This window comes from Blastocatellia bacterium, from assembly GCA_025054955.1.
Lineage (GTDB): Bacteria > Acidobacteriota > Blastocatellia > HR10 > J050 > JANWZE01.
The window spans coordinates 17,868-35,216 of sequence record JANWZE010000101.1; the positions used below are offsets into that span (position 1 = coordinate 17,868).

Consider the following 17,349-nt stretch of genomic DNA (forward strand, 5'->3'; position numbering starts at 1 on the left):
AGACGTGGCAGTTTCGGTCTCGCGTCGGAGACTTTTCAGGAGTTCGGCAAGCAGGTGAATGGGTTGGAAGCGGCGCAAGGAAGCACGGAGGAAGCGGTCAGACGCCACTTCCGGTTGAGCTGTGGAACGCCGTCGTTGATTGAACGGGCGCCGGCCTCTGGTTCGACATCGGAAAGATTCCAGTTGGCAAGGGAGAGCCAACCTTGGGACAACGATGCCGCACAATGGCTCGCGAAGTGTTACGCGCGCTGCTGCACCGAGCGAGAGTGCCTGTTTGCTGAGGGCCGCTCCGCTGATCACGTCTTGGAGGTGCTCATGCCTGCGTGAAGCTGATGAACCTTCCAAGTCGTGTAACCTTTCAAGTCCTAATGGGCAGGGACTGCCTGGAAATGACTACATCCTACAAAAGCTTGCCAAAGATTTTCGGTTGCTCGCACAATGTAGGGGAGGTGAAAAGATATGCTGACCAAACTACGAATTGTCAACTTTAAGTGTTTAGCCGATACTGGGGAGCTTGAGATTCGCCCACTGACGTTTCTGGTTGGACCGAATTCGTCCGGTAAGAGTAGCCTTTTTCAGGCGCTCTTGGCGTTGCGTCAAACGGTGGATAGCGCCGATATTGAAAATCCACTGGCTGCTAATGATGGCTGGGTCAAGTTAGGGGGATATTCCGACTTCGTTCACCGACACGAAACGAACCGAAGACTTGAATTCTATTTGGACTTTTTCTGGCTTCTACCCGAGGAGCTACAAAAACTGTTTCCCACATGGCGTGTCACATCACAATCAGATTTCCGGCTTAGAGTCGCATTTCACTACGACCCCCAAACCACACAAGTGAAGTTAGCCGAAGGCGAACTGAGTGTGGCGCGGCCCGCTCAGTTTTCTCAACGGGTTAGGCTTCAGGATGTCCCCGAAGCGCACTATGAATGCCAGCTCAAATGGCCACAAGATGGAGACGAGAAGGAATGGAGATTCGAGACCGTACAACCAATCAAGTTTTATGGTTTTGCTGTATCGCCACAGCAGGTACAAGAAGGGATGCTTGGACTTCTCTACTCCCAGATACTCTCTCTGGCGCTCCAGAATGAACTGCAAAACCTTTTGTATATCGGTCCTCTACGAGAGTATCCCCAACGGGTTTACGTAACGAGCGGACAGGTTCCTCAACATGTTGGTACCAGAGGTGAAAGAGCCGTAGAAGTGTTGTGGGCAGCCCATCGGACTGAACGACTGAGCCAGCTGCTTAGACGAGTTCAGGACTGGGTTAAAGAGTTCGGTATCGCCTCGGGGCTTAAACTCAACCGACTCGGCAAGACAAATCATTACACGGTGGTGCTCATTGATCCGAACACCGGACTTGAGGTGAACTTAAGCGACGTCGGTTTTGGAGCATCGCAACTCGTGCCCATTATCGTAGGCTGCCTCTATGCACCGTTAGGTTGTCTTTTGCTCATCGAGCAACCTGAGATTCACCTACATCCCAAAGCCCAAGCCCAATTGGGAGACTTATTCATAGAGGCAACACAGCAAAAAGACCGGCGAGTAATCATTGAAACGCACAGCGAACACATCCTAGCACGAGTGCGCCGTCGCATCGCGGAGGGGAAGATCGGACGAGAAGACGTAGCCATTTACTATTTTCAACCAACTCCAAGAGGCTCTCAGGTTCGGGAAATCATGCTCAATAAGTATGGTCAGTACGAAGACTTTCCCGAGGGATTCTTCGAGGAGGATTTTGAGGAGGCTTTTGCCCACCTCCAGGCCATGCGCAACAAGATTAAAAAGGAGAGCCGCTAGCTTGTGGAGGAAAAAGAGTGGACGATTGATACCTATGTGCTTTATAAAGCCGCCGACGTTGAGTGGTCCGCCATTATGTTTCTTGGTAACGTGCGCAAGCGACATAAGGTAGCCTTTGACCTTGAAGCGCATATCGAAATCGAGTACCGCACCTGCATCGAAACCACGCAAACGCAAAACAAGCCAGGCTCAGAACTGATCAAGAGATGGTTCGCAGACGTTGTCGCTAAGAAGGCTAGAATCTTTCATAGTGGGAAACTTCCTGTGAAGCACGAAAAGGCACTTCGCGAGCTTGGATTTGACGATGATGACTTGCCCTTCGTGGCCGTGTGTCGGCGAACAACATCGAGGCTGCTCGTCAGCGAAGACTCCGATTATACGGATGCAATAAAGGACTACCTCGTTCAGAAGATGGGTATCCGCGTCTTAACAATTGCTGAGGCAGAGGAAGAATCTGCGCAATGAAGCCTTCTCACCATTCCAATGCGCGATCAGCTTGTTAATAGCGTGGGTTTGGCCAGCAGCTTCTTGACCACGTGTTTTCAGCCAAAGCCGATTTATGCCGACCGCGGAGGAATCATCCTTATGCTATGGCACGCTACGAAGTCAGAAAAATGAAGCACAGGCAGGAATGTCTGTGCCACATTCTCAAGGGCATCCCGAATTTGCATTGCGCCCTCGGCATCACACGATCACTTGTTTCCTGGCTTCTGCTGCGATTAGCTCAGTAGATAAACCCGGCATGCCACGAACATGGCTGCGCCGGTCTTGAATGTAGGGAGGCAGATGAACGCTCTTGATATGACCCGTCTTGGCCAACAGCACGGCTCGCTCGATGGCGTTCTTCAGTTCACGCACGTTGCCCGGCCATGAGTAATCCTTCAAAATCTGGAGCGCCTCGTCCTCTAGCGTGTCTATGCTCAGGCCATATCGGTGATTGAACTCACTAATGAAGTGCTGCGCCAGTAGGAGAATGTCTTCATGACGGCCACGCAACGGTGGCAAGGTGATCGTAAAGACATTGAGGCTATAGTAAAGGTCCTCGCGCAACCGACCGATGTTGACGGCAGCCCGCGGGTCTTGAGAGGTCGTGGCTATCACCCGCACATCAACGACTCGGTCACAGTGGCCGCCTAGTCGGCGAATGCATCTCTCCTCCAACACTCGCAGCAGTTTCGATTGCAGCGCCAATGGCAGTTGCGTGATCTCAGCCAGTAACAGCGTGCCGCCGTCGGCTAGCTCAAAGCAGCCTGCACGAGCTGTTGCTGCGCCGGTCAATGCGCCTGACTCGTGACCAAAGATTTCGCTTTCCATCAGGTGGTCAGCGATGCCTGAGATGTTGAGCGAGATGAACGGTTCCTGCGCGCGTCGGCTCAGGTCATGGATCGTCCGCGCGACAAGCGCCTTGCCCGTGCCGCTCTCGCCGGTGATCAACACAGGAGCATCGCTGCCTGCCGCCACTTCGATCAGATCGTACACCTCTCGCATGACCCGGCTCACACCGAGAAACTCACCGAATCTGGCCCGCGTGGTTGGTCGTGAAATCACGTTGCGCATCCGCCGACGTTGTTCAATCTGGTTACGCGCATTGTCCAGGATGACTTTCAGCTTGGCATAATCCAATGGCTTGGTCATGAAATCCTGCGCTCCTTGCTTCATAGCTTGGACGGCCAGCTCCACGTTGGCGTAGGCTGTGATTAAAATCACAGAGCGTGGTCGTCCCGCCTTGAGACAATGAAGCAGTTCCAGCCCTGATAAGTGCGGCATGACTACATCTGAGATGATGATGTCCGGATCATACGATTCAACCAGAAGGCGCGCCTGCAAACCATCGGCAGCGACACACGCATCGAAGCCCCATGCCTGCAAACGCATCTGCAAGACTTCGCGTATGGCGGCATCATCGTCAACGACTAAGATACGTATCGGGTCGGTCGCCATCCTCTTGCACGCTCCCGTCAACTGACCAGGTCTTTGCTAGTGTAGCGCAAGCCTGCGCTGTCACGCTACTTTCTGGACACATTCACGCCCAATGCGCTATGATGAGCCGCCCTAGCAAGAATTCCAAAATATATCGCGGAGGTTCAAATGCTCAGAAAATATGCCGGGGTAGTTCTCGCGTTGAGCTCGATGCTCAGCCTCCTTATCGGCTGCGGCAGCGAGGTCTCCAAACAACAAACGGCGACGTCCACTGCGAGCCATGAGTCATCTAATAAAGCCGACAGCGCAACGCCCGGCACAGCCACGCCAGCCGCCAGCGCCGAGCAACCTGCCAAACAACCGGCCACGCCATCTACAACGAGCGACCAAATAACCGAGCAATACGCGGTGATTAAAACTAACCTCGGCACCATCAAGCTCCGCCTGTTTCCAGACAAAGCGCCTAAGACAGTGGCCAACTTCGTTGGCTTGGCCGAAGGCACGAAAGAATGGAGAGACCCGCAAACCAACCAACTCGTCAAACGACCATACTATGACGGATTGATCTTTCATCGGGTTATACCAGGATTCATGATTCAAGGCGGCTGCCCGTTGGGCACGGGCACGGGCGATCCGGGCTATCAGTTCGAGGATGAATTTTCTCCCGATTTGAAATTCACCAAGCCGGGCCTGCTGGCGATGGCCAATCGTGGGCCGAACACCAACGGCAGTCAATTCTTCATCACGGTGGCGCCCACCCCCCACTTAAACAATCGCCACACGATTTTCGGCGAGGTCGTCGAAGGTATGGACGTGGTGAACAAGATCGCTAACGTGACACGGGACTCACGCGACCGGCCTGTCACGCCGGTGACGATGCAAAAGGTCACGATTGAACGCGTGTCGGCCAAACCTGCCGGCAAGCCACCAGTCGCGGATAAAACCAAGCCCACAGGAGGTGGCAGGCCATGAGCAAAGCACGACGCCGATCAGGGAGCCGCGGCGGACGATCCGCGCGCTCACGGCCGGCTGAGAGCACAACCAAAAGCACGCTGCGCCGTTGGTATCGAGGTCCACTTTTGTGGATATTCGTCGGAGTGCTGCTGATCGGCGGCATTGTCGCTGCCTATGTTCTCACTCGTCGTCCTCAATACGCTCTGATCGAAACCAGTATGGGCACGATCAAGTGTCAACTCTTCTGGGATAAAGCGCCGGAGACCGTGGCCAACTTCGTCGGCCTGGCTCAGGGCACCAAGGAGTGGACAGACCCAAAAACTGGCCAGAAGGTTAAACGACCCTTTTATGATGGGCTCACATTTCACCGCGTCATTCCAGGATTCATGATCCAAGGCGGCTGTCCACTGGGCAATGGCACGGGTGATCCGGGTTATAAGTTCAAGGATGAGTTCGATCCCTCATTGCGCTTCGATCAGGTTGGCCGACTCGCTATGGCCAATTCTGGGCCGAATACCAACGGCAGTCAATTTTTTATCACCGTTGGAACGCCGACGCATCTGAACAATCGTCACACAATTTTCGGTCAGGTCGTTGAAGGGCAGGACGTCGCTGAAAAAATCGCCAATGTCCCCCGCGATGGCAATGATAAGCCGCTCTCGCCGGTGACGATCAACCGCGTGAGCATTCAATAAAAAACGGAGAGCTGATGAGCGAAGCAAAAATCTATGCCATTTTTCAGACCAGTCGCGGGCGCATCGTTTGTCAACTGTTCCCCCAGTATGCGCCTAAGACGGTGGCTAATTTTATCGGGCTCGCCCAAGGCGAAACCGAATGGACACATCCGCGCACACGACTCAAGACACGAGAGCCGTTTTATGACGGTCTGATCTTCCATCGGGTGATTGCTGATTTTATGATCCAGGGCGGCTGCCCGTTGGGTACAGGGTTCGGCGGGCCGGGCTATCAATTCGAGGACGAGTTCCATCAGGACTTGCGATTTGATCGGCCGGGGCGATTGGCAATGGCCAATTCAGGGCCCAATACAAATGGTAGCCAATTTTTCATCACCCAGGTCGCCACGCCGTGGCTTGATAACCGCCATACGATCTTCGGCCAGGTTGTCGAAGGGCAGGATGTGGTCAATGCCATCGCGAGCGCGGAGACGACGGCACAGGATCGTCCGCTTGATCCGGTGGTGATTGAGAAAGTCACCATCGAGCGCGTCTTCACCGACGACTCGTGTGATCGTGAATGATCTTCCAGCCGCGACCGGTCTTGCGCAGCACCAAGGTGAATAAGCCGCCTTGCTCTCCTGTCAAGGTGCGCAGTTGCCAGCCGCCTCGCACCAATGCGCTGTTTGGTCCTAGTAGCTGAATATCCAGATCAACGAATTCCAAGTGACCCATCTCGGCGCCTTCACTTTGATAGGATTTTCGATACCGGTCCAACGTCGCCTGCCAGCCACGTGTCTTGGAACCGCCGGAGAAAAATGTCAACTGCTCAGACGCCCAGTAACCGTCCATGAAGCCCTCTAAATCGCCGCGATTCCAAGCTTCTACTTGCGCGTTGAGCAGGGCGCGAATGGCAGCAACTTCCCCTTTGCCGGTGATCCGTTGTCCGTGAGCGGTCGTCGCTGCGCTGAGCGTCACAACCAGTATCGCCACCAAGCTAGTCCTGTGTGTCTGCTGCTTCATGCTCAGCTCCTCAGCTATTTTTTGAACGACTGCCAGACCTGCTCTCGTTCAAGTTTGCGCACGATTTCCAGCGCCTCCAGCATGTTCGATTTGACGACACTCCAGTCAGGATATGTCTGCGTATCAATCGCCATCTCGACTTCAACGAGGATGGGATGCAATAACTGATGAAGCTTTTGTAGCTCGATTTTCAGCTTGGCCATCTGCCTCACCTCCGATGTGTGTCCTTCGATGCGTGCCTTGCGTAGAGGAGAATCATAGCATAGACGGCCTTGATCAGATCAGCAGGCGCACCAGCCTGTACAAGCGTTGAGCCATTTTGCGCTCACTTGCTTGCTTGCGGCGTCCGAGTTCGGTATTAAGCAACCCTCCCACAAGCGTTGAGTGCACTTTGCGTTCACTTGTTTGGCGTAAGGTCTGAGGTCCGAGGTTTGAGGCCTGAAGTCTGAGGGCTGAAATCCGAGGACTGAATCTCGGTGTTTGAGGCCTGCTGCTTGATCTCTTCGAGCAAGGCGCGGTCAGCAGGGGTCAAATCAGCTTGAGCGAGCAAATCAGGTCGAACGCGCCACGTCTTTTGCAGCGCCTGACGTCGCCGCCAGCGTTCAATCTCCTTGTGGTTTCCATTCAAGAGGACGTCGGGAACACGCATGCCGCGATACTCGGCCGGACGGGTGTAGTGAGGACAATCGAAAATGCCCTGAGTGAACGAGTCGTGAGAGGCGGATTGATCATGTCCCAGCGCGCCAGGTAATAGTCGCGTCACGGCATCAACCACCACCATCGCTGGGAGCTCTCCGCCGGTCAGAATATAATCGCCAATGGAAATTTCGTCAGTGATCAGATGCTCGACCACCCGTTCATCAACCCCCTCATAGCGTCCACAAATCAGCACAAGATGCTCCATCCGGGCGAGTCGTTGAGCCTCTTGTTGGTTGAACGTTCGTCCCTGCGGCGAAAGCAAGATGATGGCGCGCGCTTCAGTTTCCGGGCGATCTTGGCACAACTTCTCCACAGCCTGAAAAATCGGCTCCGGCTTGAACACCATGCCGGCGCCGCCGCCGAATGGACGATCATCAACCATGTGGTGCTTGTCGGTTGTGAAGGCGCGCAGATCGTGAATGCGAATCTGGATAATGCCGTGTTCCTGCGCCCGCTTGAGAATGCTGAAATCGAGCGGGCCACGGAACATCTCAGGAAAGATTGTCAAAATATCGAACAGCATGGCAATGGTTGCAGCTCATGGGATCATTGATTCTGGTCAATACCATCGTTGTGTCAACGAGCTTGGTGACGCCGTGAAGCCAGTGCGCTCGTTGAGTGGCCAATCATTGATTCAACCGTTGAGTGGCCAATCATTGATTCAACTCGAGTAATCCTTCAGGAGGGTCTACGATGATCTGCTGAGCAGCCACATCCACATGTGGGCAAATATCGCTGGCAAACGGGATGAGATACTCTCTGTCCGAGTCATGTCGAACCATCAGCAGCGGTGTTCCACCCGTTTCGATGACCTCTACGACACGTCCGAGCGTGGCGCCGTCGGCCAATTTCACCTGACAGCCGATCAGATGAAACTGAAAAAATGTGTCTTCCGGTAGAGCGACAAGCTCATTCTCGCTGACCATGACAAGGCTTCCCACCAATGGAGCAGCCTGCTCAATGGTGTCATAGCCGGTGAACTTCAAGATGATCCGGCCTTGGTGGAACCAGTGGTTCTCCAGACGAACCATCAGACGCTCTCCATCAGGCCGTTGCACCCACAGGTCAAGCAGGTGCGTGAACCGATCAGGAAAATCGGTCAACAGCTCGGCCTTAAGCTCTCCTCGCAAGCCGCGCGTCTTGGTGATGCGAGCGACGCTGATCAACTGGCCCTGACACGTTGTTGACATGTTGGTGCCAGCGCGATCCTGTTGAGGTTTCATGTGGGACTACTCAATAATTTCCAACAACAGCCGCTTTTTCAGCTTCATCCCCGCCGCGTTCAAAATGGTACGGATGGCTCGGGCGGTGCGCCCCTGTTTGCCAATGACTTTGCCAAGGTCTTTCTGTGCGACGCGCAACTCTAACACCGTTGTGGCCTGACCCTCGACCTCTCTCACCTCAACTTGCTCCGGATAATCCACCAAGGCTTTCGCCATCATCTCGAGCAGCTCTTTCATAGCTCTGGCCCCCCTTAAGTTATCATCATGCATCTTGTCGTAAGCGTTCGTGCAGACCGGTCGAACTCTCGCTATCTGCTTCGCGCACTTCACACCATCGCTCGATCCTGTGCGGGGGGAGAAAGCCTGCCCAGTTGATGAGGAGAAATTAACCGGTTGTCGCCGGCTGCCGCTTCAATAACCGACGGACTGTATCTGTTGGCTGAGCGCCATGCCGCAGCCAATACTCAACCCGCTCTCGGTCAATTTGAATTTCCGCCGGCTGCTTCACCGGGTCGTAGTAACCAACTGTGTCAACGAATCTCCCGTCCCGCCGAGACCGCTTTTCCGCAACAACAATACGATAAAACGGTCGCTTTTTTGCTCCCATCCTTGTCAATCTTATTGCTAACAATGCCTTAAACCTCCTAGATTATATGCTGATCGTAAAAAAATTCCAATAACTTTTTTCGCCGGCTCAACGCTTGCGGCGATTCTTACGGCGTCGTCGCGCTTTGCGCGAACCGCCATGGGCTGCCGCACGCAACTGAGGTATCTGACCCGTGGCCAGGTCTCTCATCATGGCACGCATCTGTCTGTACTCCATGAGCAGTTGGTTGACGTCCTCAACCGATGTGCCGCTGCCGCGGGCAATGCGTTTGCGACGGCTGCCGTCAATGATCTTGTCGTTGGCTCGCTCCTTGGGCGTCATCGAGTTGATGATCGCCTCAGTTTTCTTCAACTGCTTATCAATCATGGCCATGTGCTCAGGGGTCAACTTGTCTATACCAACCATTCGGAGTAAATCGGCTGGTAGGAAGTCCAGGAGCTTGCCGAGCGAACCAATCCGCTTGGCCATCTTGAGCTGGTCGCGAAAGTCCTCCAGCGTGAACTGATTTCGCCGTAGCTTCTCTTCCAGGCGTAAAGCCTCCGACTGATCCACTTCGGCTTGCACCTTCTCGATCATCGAGAGCACGTCGCCCATCCCCAGAATGCGCGAGGCCACTCGATCCGGATAGAACAGCTCCAGCGCATCATATTTTTCACCGACACCGATGAACTTGATCGGCTGACCAATGACCGCCTTGATCGAAAGAGCAGCGCCGCCGCGTGTATCCCCGTCCATTTTGGTCAAGATGACCCCTGATAACCCAAGACGGTTGTGGAAAGCTTCGGCGCTTTTGACAGCATCCTGGCCGGTCATGGCGTCGGCCACGAACAGAATCTCAATCGGGCGCAGCTCCCGCTTCAATTCTTGCAATTCCACCATCAGCTCTTCGTCAATATGCAGCCGGCCAGCCGTGTCAACGAGCAACGTATCAAATCCTCTCAATTCGGCGTGCTGTCGCGCCTGACGGGCTAATGCCAGGGGATCATTGATTGCCGGATCATCATACACTGGGCGATTGAGCTGGCGAGCGATAATGGCCAGTTGCTGCCGTGCCGCCGGACGGTACACGTCGGTTGACAGCAGCAGCGGATTGCGATTCTGTTTATACAGGTAATGAGCCAATTTTCCGGCGGTCGTTGTCTTGCCCGATCCTTGCAGTCCAACGATCATAATCACGTTGGGAAGACGTGGCGTGAACATCAGATGCGTGGACGTGCTGCCGAGCATCTCTACCAGCTCGTCGTAGACGATTTTGACGACCTGCTGGGCTGGTGAAAGTGAACCGAGAACGTCCTGACCAAGGGCTTTTTGCTTAATGGTCTCAGTGAACTGCTTGACGACCTTGAAATGGACGTCAGCTTCCAGTAGAGCAATACGAATCTCGCGCATTGCCGCCTCGATCTGCTCAGCGGAGAGCCGTGATTGCCCTCGCAGGTCGCGGATGACGCGCTTGAGTTTTTCTGAGAGTGCCTCAAACATATTCGCGCATTCGGCTGCAAAGCCAAAGCAGCAAAGGTATCTGCCGAACCGGTGATTGTCAAGCAACGCGCCGGATGCGATAAAAGTTGCTTGTGCCTCTTCCAACCCTAATGATACAATCCCACGCTTTGAGTTACCCTTATCTTTTGCAAAGAGGTATGCGATGAAGTACTTGTCATGGATCATGATTGGTGTGGCGTTGGCCCTCTGGCCGACCGTCGCCTTAGCGCAAGGAGTCACGGCTTCACAGTCAACGACGCCGGTGAGCAGCGCTTCGCCGATAAATTTACCCACCGGACGCTTCGCCGTCATCAATACGGGCGCGTTTACTGGCCAAAACGGTATTGAACAATTGAAACAACAAATTGATCGCGTCGAAGAGATGTTCAAAGACCGCAAAGCGGAGTTGGTTGCTCTACAGCAACGCGCTGATGCGCTCCAGCGGGAACTCCAGGTGCAAGGTTCAAACCTGACGGCAGCGGCTCTGGAAGCGAAACAAGAGGAGCTGGAGAACCTTCAGTTAGACATCCAGCGCAAGAAAGAAGACTTCGAGAAGGATTACACCAAAGTGCTGCGAGATGCGACCGATCCGGTGGTCGGACGGATCAACGATTTTTTGACCAAATATGCTAAAGAAAACAACATCACATTGGTCCTGGAGGCGGGCGTGCTCTATCAAGTGCGTGGCTTGGCCTATGTTGATCCGGGCCTGGACATCACCAGGATGTTCATTGAGGCATATAATGCCGCCCATCCGGTCACGCCAGGCTCTCCCAGGCCAGGAACGAATCGTTGATCAATTCGTTGAACCGGTTTTTGTTGTTCTACCCAGGGATCGCTCATGAGCTCCGCGCTCGCCACGAAGCATGAAAAATGGCGCACAGGCGGGAACGCCTGCGCCACATTCTCATTAGGAAGACGTCATGGTTATTTTGCCCAACGGGGCTATGCAACAGCGGTTGGCGGCAGTTGAGCCGGATGATAGGAGAAGTCATGGCTGGTTTGCCAACAGGGCTAGGGTCACTCTATGGAGACGATGCTTGATATTACCGAGATCATGAACATTTTGCCCCACCGATACCCGTTCCTCCTGGTTGATCGGGTCATCGAGTATCAGCCGCGGCAGCGCATTGTGGCCATCAAAAACGTCAGCATCAACGAGCCGTTCTTTCAGGGGCATTTTCCTGGCGCGCCGGTCATGCCCGGCGTTCTTGTTTTGGAGGCGATGGCGCAAGTGGCTGGCATTCTGATGTATCAAGAAGTGACCGATCATGCCACCAAACTGATGTTCTTCACCGGATTGGACAAAGTTCGCTGGCGCCAACCTGTGTTTCCCGGTGATACCCTACGGATGGAGTTGACCGTCATGCGAATGAAAGCGCGCTTCTTCAAATTGCGGGGCGAAGCGTTTGTGGATGGTCAACTGGTCGCTGAAGCCGAAATCACCTCGGCCTTGGTTGATAAACATTCGGCTCGTAAAGCGAATCACGCCGTCGCTCAACGACCGAACTTGACATTACCAACGTCATGACCACGATTCATCCCACCGCGATTGTGAGCCCCAAAGCGGAGCTTGGTCAGGATGTCACGGTTGGCCCCTACAGCGTGATCGGCGATGACGTCGTCATTCATGATGGTGTTCGGATCATCTCTCACGTGACGATTGAAGGCCCGACGGTCATCGGCGCCGATTGCACCATCTTCCCCTTCGCCTCAATTGGGTTGGCGCCGCAAGACTTGAAATATCGCGGCGAGCGAACTGTTCTGGAGATCGGCCAGCGGAACACTATTCGCGAGCATGTGACGATTCATCGCGGCACCGAGCAGGGTGGCGGTATCACCCGCATCGGCCATGACAACCTGCTGATGGTCGCAGCTCATGTCGCCCATGATTGCCAACTGGGCAACCACATCATCCTGGCCAATGTCGCTTCGCTGGGCGGACACGTCACCATCGGCGATTACGCGACCTTAGGCGCTCACGTCGGCGTGCATCAGTTCTGTCGGATTGGTCGTTATGCCTTCGTGGGCGCTTACGCCGTGCTGGTCAAAGATGCGCTCCCGTATGCTACCACCTGGGGAAATCATGCTCGCTGCTATGGCCCCAATGTGGTTGGGTTGCGCCGCCGTGGATTCTCCCGCGAGCAAATTCATCTGATTCACCGCGCGTTCCGGCTGCTGCTGCAATCCAAGCTCAACACGTCGCAGGCCGTGGAGGCCATTCGCGCCGAGCTGGGAGGCCAACCCGAAATAGATTATTTGCTCGAATTCATCGAATCATCTACGCGCGGCGTGGCAAAATGAGCAGAAAAGCTGATGGCTCAGCCATTGCACCAGCGAGACAATAACGGGGGCATGCCAACTGCGCAGGCAAAGACTACGTTCATGGAGCCACAAAGCATGGCACAACCTGAACTGACTGAGCAGGGGTGTGCGATCTTCGCTGGGCATTTGGTATCAGTTTCAAGCCCCACCGCTGATCTGTGACCGCTGGAGTCTGGTATGCGCTACGGGTTGATTGCGGGCAACGGGCAGTTCCCTTTCCTCGTGCTGGACGGCGCGCGGCAACACGGCATCCAGATGGTGGTCGCGGCCATCAACGAAGAAACTGACCCGGCTATCAACGACAAGGCGGCCTGCATTGAATGGATCAGCGTCGGCCATCTTGGCCGATTGATTCAATTTTTTCATCGTCAAGGTGTGACCCATGTCATCCTTGCTGGGCAGGTCAAACACGTTCAAATTTTCGGCTCGGCATTGCCTGATTTGAGAATGATTAAAATGCTGGCCAAACTGCGACACAAAAACACCGATAGTTTGATCGGCGCTGTGGTGCAAGAGCTGGAGAACGAGGGCTTCACTGTGGTTGACTCAACCCAGTTCATTGAACCATTGCTCGCGCCGGCAGGACCGTTGACGCGACGTGCTCCCTCGGCCAATGAGCAGAAGGACATCGCCTATGGGTTGGCCGTCGCCCGTGAGATTGCCCGGCTTGATCTGGGTCAAACAATCGTTGTTAAAGACCAAGCGGTCGTCGCAATCGAGGCGATGGAAGGCACGGATGCAACGATTCTGCGCGCTGGCCAATTAGCTCAAGGCAAGCCGCTCACGGTCGTCAAAGTGGCCAAGCCCAATCAAGATATGCGATTTGATGTGCCTGTCATCGGCGTGGCCACGATCGAGACGATGATCCGCGCTGGCGCGACAGCCTTGTCTATCACCTCTGGCAAGACCGTCCTGCTGGGTCGCACTGAATTGGTGGAATTGGCCAATCAACACAGCATCGCCATCGTTGGCACACCGGCTGTTTGAGTATAAACACTGCGGCCGCCACATGCATGCTCGGCACACTGCTGCGCGATCCGAGAACGTTCGTAGGCTTCTGAGAAACACTGCGCACACGCATGTTTGGCACAGCGTGCCGACACGCGGCTGCTGCATGGGTTAGTGATTTCACCAAACAAGGCAACTCACGATGCGCTGGGCTGCGCGACGGCTGTGCATCAGCTTCATCGTTGCTCCCGACAGGCTCAGTGTGCCATACTGCCCCGCGTGATTGGGATCAAGTCGAATCAACGTGGGCCGTCAAGGCAGAACCGAGGCCAAAACAACGGCCGGTCTTTGACCGCTCGATCGGTGCGGTTGATCTCGTGGCGATTCGTCTGGCTGATGGTGCTCGGCCTTGGACTTGTCGCGCTCGTCAGCGCTCGCTTCCCAACCAAGACGTCAGCAATTGTGCCGACGCCGGCCACCGTCATCGGATTTGAGCCGGGTGAGGATCGCAAGCTGGCCAGTTGGGATCAAGTCGTTCAGTATTTTCGCAGGCTGGACGCCTCCAGCAATCGCATCCTCGTTGAAGAATTGGGCCGTTCGACGCTTGGCCGTCCATTCATCGCGGCGACGATTTCGTCTCCGCAGAACATGCAACGACTCGACCGCTTTCGTCAGATTCAGCGGCGGCTCGCTGATCCTCGCCTGATCGCCAATGGGGCTGAAGTAGACCAACTCATTGCCGAAGGCCGGACGATTGTGCTGATCACATTCGGCATTCACTCAACAGAGGTCGGCTCGACGCTCTCCTCGCTCAATCTCGCTTATCGGCTGGTGAGCGAAGACTCGCCGGAGATGCGAGAGATTCTTGACGGTTGCATCATCCTGCTGGTTCCATCGCTCAATCCTGACGGCGTGGACATCGTCAAGCAATGGTACGACCGGACGCTCAACACGCCCTACGAAGGCACATCGCCGCCTCAACTCTATCATCACTACGTCGGCCACGATAATAACCGCGATTGGTACGCATTCACGCAGGTTGAGACGCAACTGACAGTTGATAAATTGCACAACGTCTGGCATCCCCAGATCGTCCATGATGTGCACCAAATGGGAACGACGGGCGCGCGCATGTTCGTGCCTCCATATCTTGATCCAATCGAGCCGAATGTTGATCCGTTGATCGTACAAGGTGTCAACTTTCTTGGCACATCGGTAGCGTGGGAGCTGACTGCACAAAGATTGCCCGGCGTTGTATTCAACGCGATCTTCGACGCATGGGCGCCAGCCCGCGCCTATTCACATTATCATGGCGGTCTTCGCATTTTGTCGGAAACGGCCAGCGCTCGGCTGGCTACACCCATCACGATAACGCCTCAGCAACTGCGGCCAGGGCGCAACTATGATCCGCTACGCTCGTCGTGGAATTTTCCCATGCCGTGGCCTGGCGGCCAGTGGCGGTTGCATGACATCACGCGCTACATGGAAGCCGGCGCAGTGGCCCTGTTGCGCAACGCAGCGCGGTATCGTCAGCACTGGCTGCGCCATTTTTACTTGATCGGCAAGCGAGCTATTGAACCGCGTCAAGACAAGCCATTTGCCTTTGTCATTCAGCCGGAGACGCCTACCAGCGCGGTTGGCCGCGCCTGGATGGTCAATACATTGCTGCGCGGCGGCGTAGAAATTTGGCAGGCCATAGAGCTTACGGAGAACGGAAGACGTTTTCCACCCGGTTCGCTGTTCGTATTTCTCAACCAGCCCTACAGCGCATTTGCCAAGACGTTGATGGAGTCCCAGCAGTACCCTGATTTGCGCCAGTATCCCGGCGGGCCACCAATACCGCCGTATGATGTCACAGCTCACACGCTGCCATTGCTAATGGGCGCGCCTGTGACCACGCTCGGCGAGCGAATCACCGGAGATTTCATAGAGGTCGGTCAACCGCTCCGAATCAATCATCGCGCGTTAGTGCCGGCAAAAACGGCCCGGTTGGGCATCTACCAAAGCTATACGGCTTCGATGGACGAAGGATGGACGCGGTGGGTGCTCGATCAGTTTCAAATTCCTTACACGGTGCTTCGTGATGGTGATATTCGCCGGGGGAATCTACGGACTCGCTGCGATGTCATTATCATTCCTGACGGCTCTCCCGATGCCATTGCCCGAGGTCTGCCAGAAGGTCGTTATCCCCCGGAATATGTCGGTGGATTGTCAGCCGCCGGCGTGGATGCGCTCAAACAATTTGTTCAGGCAGGTGGTCGGCTCGTCGCGCTGAATCGCGCATCCGATTTCGCGATTGAGTATCTGGGGCTACCAGTGAGGAACGTGTTACGAGGACTGACCAGTAGCCAGTTTTATTGTCCCGGCTCCATTTTGCGAATGCAGTTAGAGACGAGTCATCCGCTGGCTCGGGGTATGCCGGCTCAGTCCATCGCCTGGTTTGAATATGGCGGCGCATTTGAGGTAGCGCCGGAGCAGCAGGCCAGCGTGCAAGTTGTTGGCCGCTACGGCGCTGACAATCCATTGTTATCTGGTTGGATTCTGGGACATGAGCGCCTGGCCAACAAAGCGGCAGTCATCCAGATCAGTGTCGGGCGCGGACACGTCATTCTGTTTGGGTTTCGTCCGCAATATCGGGGACACAGCGTCGCCACATTCCCGCTGTTATTCAACGCGCTGGCTGAATAACACGGTGAGACCGGGTGCATGCTGCAACACGTAAGAAGGTGAGGCCTGGCCGATATATGCCGCAACAATCCGACGCGATCTGAAATAATCAGAACGCGCGATTCAAAACGGTTCATCAGCAGTGGCTGAATCTATTTCGATCTGGCATTTCGGGATTGCGTCGGAGTTTGTGGGTCGTTTTCAAGTTTGGCGCGTCAACCTAAATGAAGCCCAGCAAACTTAAGCAGGTGGTGATCGTCTGCGACGGCAGCAGCCTCGGCAATCAAACGGAAAGTCAACGGCGCGCCGCAGCGGTGGCGATTCTCGATTATCAGGGCAAACGCAAAATCCTAGGAGAATACCTGGGAGCGAAAACCAATCAGCAGGCAGAAATTGTGGCCGCCTGTCTGGGGCTGGAAGCTCTCAAACAACCATGTCAGGTGACGGTCATTTCGGATTCCGAGTATCTCATTCACACCATGAACGGTAAGTACAAACGCAGAAGCAATCACGAGTATTGGTTGCGACTAGACCGAGCGGCAGCGCCACACCGGGTAACCTGGACTTGGACGCGCGGCCATGCCGGTCATGAGCTGCAAGAGAAATGCGACCGAGCAGCCCGCCTCATTGCTGCTACCGGCCGCGTTGATCCTGACCAGTTACAACAGATTCTTGAAAACGGATGAGCGACCCGCCTCGCTCGCTCCTGTGGAGCACAGACTTCTCCAGTTACAACAGATTCTTGAAAACGGATGACCGACGCGCCCGCCTGCCGATCGGCTGTGCTGATCCGGGACGGGTGCTCAAACAGGCTACAATAGCGCTTCACTTTTTTCAAAAGAATCGCTCCATGTGTTACCACACACCACAAAGCATCAAAGCGGAGCACGGGCAGGAATGCCTATGCCACAATCTCAAGCGAGCGCAACCCACTTTCTGACAACGGATTGGCTCTCTTCTGTGGAAAAGTTGTTAAAAAGCTGTGGATGAGGTGTGGAAAAAATTTTATTTCGTTTGCCCTGATTCACTT

Annotated in this window: 18 protein-coding genes and 1 pseudogene; 11 read left to right on the forward strand and 8 right to left on the reverse strand. The window is 54.8% G+C overall.

Annotated features, from left to right (window positions below; translation table 11 throughout):
- Positions 1-459: 459 nt before the first annotated feature.
- Positions 460-1,800, forward strand: a complete 1,341-nt coding sequence (locus NZ823_12530) for a DUF3696 domain-containing protein (protein MCS6805949.1) — start codon at positions 460-462, stop codon at positions 1,798-1,800.
- A gap of 3 nt (positions 1,801-1,803) precedes the next feature.
- Positions 1,804-2,265: a hypothetical protein gene (locus tag NZ823_12535; GenBank protein MCS6805950.1), complete on the forward strand. Its 462-nt coding sequence runs from the start codon at positions 1,804-1,806 to the stop codon at positions 2,263-2,265.
- A gap of 219 nt (positions 2,266-2,484) precedes the next feature.
- Here the strand turns inward: NZ823_12535 and NZ823_12540 are convergent, their stop codons facing one another.
- Positions 2,485-3,741: a sigma-54 dependent transcriptional regulator gene (locus tag NZ823_12540; protein MCS6805951.1), complete on the reverse strand. Its 1,257-nt coding sequence runs from the start codon at positions 3,739-3,741 to the stop codon at positions 2,485-2,487.
- Between the two features lie 189 nt (positions 3,742-3,930).
- Between NZ823_12540 and NZ823_12545 the strand changes: the two genes are divergently transcribed.
- Genes NZ823_12545 through NZ823_12555 form a run of 3 tightly spaced genes read left to right on the forward strand, consistent with a single transcriptional unit; the run spans position 3,931 to position 5,932 of the window.
- Positions 3,931-4,692, forward strand: coding sequence for a peptidylprolyl isomerase (locus NZ823_12545; protein MCS6805952.1), 762 nt, complete (start codon positions 3,931-3,933; stop codon positions 4,690-4,692).
- Positions 4,689-5,369: a peptidylprolyl isomerase gene (locus NZ823_12550; GenBank protein ID MCS6805953.1), complete on the forward strand. Its 681-nt coding sequence runs from the start codon at positions 4,689-4,691 to the stop codon at positions 5,367-5,369. Before NZ823_12545 ends, NZ823_12550 begins: the two co-directional genes overlap by 4 nt.
- A 14-nt stretch (positions 5,370-5,383) precedes the next feature.
- A complete protein-coding gene (locus tag NZ823_12555; GenBank protein ID MCS6805954.1) occupies positions 5,384-5,932 on the forward strand; it encodes a peptidylprolyl isomerase in 549 nt (182 codons plus the stop codon).
- On the opposite strand, the gene NZ823_12560 is transcribed toward NZ823_12555, so the two are convergent.
- The 7 genes and pseudogenes from NZ823_12560 to ffh form a co-directional block, all read right to left on the reverse strand.
- The gene (locus tag NZ823_12560) at positions 5,904-6,371 is read right to left on the reverse strand and encodes a DUF4440 domain-containing protein (GenBank protein MCS6805955.1); all 468 of its coding nucleotides are present in this window, start codon (positions 6,369-6,371) and stop codon (positions 5,904-5,906) included. The two genes, NZ823_12555 and NZ823_12560, sit on opposite strands and share 29 nt — an antisense overlap.
- A gap of 14 nt (positions 6,372-6,385) precedes the next feature.
- The gene (locus NZ823_12565; GenBank protein MCS6805956.1) at positions 6,386-6,574 is read right to left on the reverse strand and encodes a hypothetical protein; all 189 of its coding nucleotides are present in this window, start codon (positions 6,572-6,574) and stop codon (positions 6,386-6,388) included.
- A gap of 284 nt (positions 6,575-6,858) precedes the next feature.
- Positions 6,859-7,593 (reverse strand): annotated as a pseudogene (gene trmD, locus NZ823_12570) (tRNA (guanosine(37)-N1)-methyltransferase TrmD).
- Positions 7,594-7,723: 130 nt separating this feature from the next.
- A complete protein-coding gene (gene rimM / locus NZ823_12575; GenBank protein MCS6805957.1) occupies positions 7,724-8,293 on the reverse strand; it encodes a ribosome maturation factor RimM in 570 nt (189 codons plus the stop codon).
- A 6-nt stretch (positions 8,294-8,299) separates the two neighbouring features.
- Positions 8,300-8,530 carry a KH domain-containing protein gene (locus NZ823_12580; GenBank protein MCS6805958.1) on the reverse strand — a complete coding sequence of 77 codons (231 nt, stop codon included), beginning with the start codon at positions 8,528-8,530 and terminating at the stop codon, positions 8,300-8,302.
- 148 nt (positions 8,531-8,678) lie between these two features.
- Positions 8,679-8,924 (reverse strand): 30S ribosomal protein S16, encoded by a 246-nt coding sequence (rpsP, locus tag NZ823_12585; GenBank protein ID MCS6805959.1) that lies wholly within the window; start codon positions 8,922-8,924, stop codon positions 8,679-8,681.
- Positions 8,925-8,987: 63 nt separating this feature from the next.
- The gene (gene ffh, locus NZ823_12590) at positions 8,988-10,379 is read right to left on the reverse strand and encodes a signal recognition particle protein (protein MCS6805960.1); all 1,392 of its coding nucleotides are present in this window, start codon (positions 10,377-10,379) and stop codon (positions 8,988-8,990) included.
- A gap of 163 nt (positions 10,380-10,542) precedes the next feature.
- Between ffh and NZ823_12595 the strand changes: the two genes are divergently transcribed.
- From NZ823_12595 to NZ823_12620, 6 genes are all read left to right on the forward strand, one after another.
- Complete coding sequence (locus NZ823_12595) at positions 10,543-11,175, forward strand: OmpH family outer membrane protein (GenBank protein MCS6805961.1); 633 nt, start codon at positions 10,543-10,545, stop codon at positions 11,173-11,175.
- Positions 11,176-11,406: 231 nt separating this feature from the next.
- Positions 11,407-11,910, forward strand: a complete 504-nt coding sequence (gene fabZ, locus NZ823_12600) for a 3-hydroxyacyl-ACP dehydratase FabZ (GenBank protein MCS6805962.1) — start codon at positions 11,407-11,409, stop codon at positions 11,908-11,910.
- Positions 11,907-12,683, forward strand: a complete 777-nt coding sequence (lpxA, locus tag NZ823_12605) for an acyl-ACP--UDP-N-acetylglucosamine O-acyltransferase (GenBank protein ID MCS6805963.1) — start codon at positions 11,907-11,909, stop codon at positions 12,681-12,683. The genes fabZ and lpxA overlap by 4 nt, the downstream gene beginning before the upstream one ends.
- Before the next feature lie 198 nt (positions 12,684-12,881).
- The gene (gene lpxI / locus NZ823_12610) at positions 12,882-13,691 is read left to right on the forward strand and encodes a UDP-2,3-diacylglucosamine diphosphatase LpxI (GenBank protein ID MCS6805964.1); all 810 of its coding nucleotides are present in this window, start codon (positions 12,882-12,884) and stop codon (positions 13,689-13,691) included.
- Between the two features lie 309 nt (positions 13,692-14,000).
- Positions 14,001-16,340, forward strand: coding sequence for a M14 family zinc carboxypeptidase (locus tag NZ823_12615; GenBank protein MCS6805965.1), 2,340 nt, complete (start codon positions 14,001-14,003; stop codon positions 16,338-16,340).
- A 203-nt stretch (positions 16,341-16,543) separates the two neighbouring features.
- Positions 16,544-17,005 carry a reverse transcriptase-like protein gene (locus tag NZ823_12620; GenBank protein ID MCS6805966.1) on the forward strand — a complete coding sequence of 154 codons (462 nt, stop codon included), beginning with the start codon at positions 16,544-16,546 and terminating at the stop codon, positions 17,003-17,005.
- Positions 17,006-17,349: the final 344 nt, after the last annotated feature.

Excerpts from the sequence above, each read along its gene's own strand:
- NZ823_12530 (MCS6805949.1), top strand. The coding sequence starts at position 460 with ATGCTGACCAAACTACGAATTGTCAACTTTAAGTGTTTAGCCGATACT.
- NZ823_12540 (MCS6805951.1), bottom strand. The coding sequence starts at position 3,741 with ATGGCGACCGACCCGATACGTATCTTAGTCGTTGACGATGATGCCGCC.
- NZ823_12545 (MCS6805952.1), top strand. The coding sequence starts at position 3,931 with ATGCTCAGCCTCCTTATCGGCTGCGGCAGCGAGGTCTCCAAACAACAA.
- NZ823_12550 (MCS6805953.1), top strand. The coding sequence starts at position 4,689 with ATGAGCAAAGCACGACGCCGATCAGGGAGCCGCGGCGGACGATCCGCG.
- NZ823_12555 (MCS6805954.1), top strand. The coding sequence starts at position 5,384 with ATGAGCGAAGCAAAAATCTATGCCATTTTTCAGACCAGTCGCGGGCGC.
- NZ823_12560 (MCS6805955.1), bottom strand. The coding sequence starts at position 6,371 with ATGAAGCAGCAGACACACAGGACTAGCTTGGTGGCGATACTGGTTGTG.
- NZ823_12565 (MCS6805956.1), bottom strand. The coding sequence starts at position 6,574 with ATGGCCAAGCTGAAAATCGAGCTACAAAAGCTTCATCAGTTATTGCAT.
- rimM (MCS6805957.1), bottom strand. The coding sequence starts at position 8,293 with ATGAAACCTCAACAGGATCGCGCTGGCACCAACATGTCAACAACGTGT.
- NZ823_12580 (MCS6805958.1), bottom strand. The coding sequence starts at position 8,530 with ATGAAAGAGCTGCTCGAGATGATGGCGAAAGCCTTGGTGGATTATCCG.
- ffh (MCS6805960.1), bottom strand. The coding sequence starts at position 10,379 with ATGTTTGAGGCACTCTCAGAAAAACTCAAGCGCGTCATCCGCGACCTG.
- NZ823_12595 (MCS6805961.1), top strand. The coding sequence starts at position 10,543 with ATGAAGTACTTGTCATGGATCATGATTGGTGTGGCGTTGGCCCTCTGG.
- fabZ (MCS6805962.1), top strand. The coding sequence starts at position 11,407 with ATGGAGACGATGCTTGATATTACCGAGATCATGAACATTTTGCCCCAC.
- lpxA (MCS6805963.1), top strand. The coding sequence starts at position 11,907 with ATGACCACGATTCATCCCACCGCGATTGTGAGCCCCAAAGCGGAGCTT.
- lpxI (MCS6805964.1), top strand. The coding sequence starts at position 12,882 with ATGCGCTACGGGTTGATTGCGGGCAACGGGCAGTTCCCTTTCCTCGTG.
- NZ823_12620 (MCS6805966.1), top strand. The coding sequence starts at position 16,544 with ATGAAGCCCAGCAAACTTAAGCAGGTGGTGATCGTCTGCGACGGCAGC.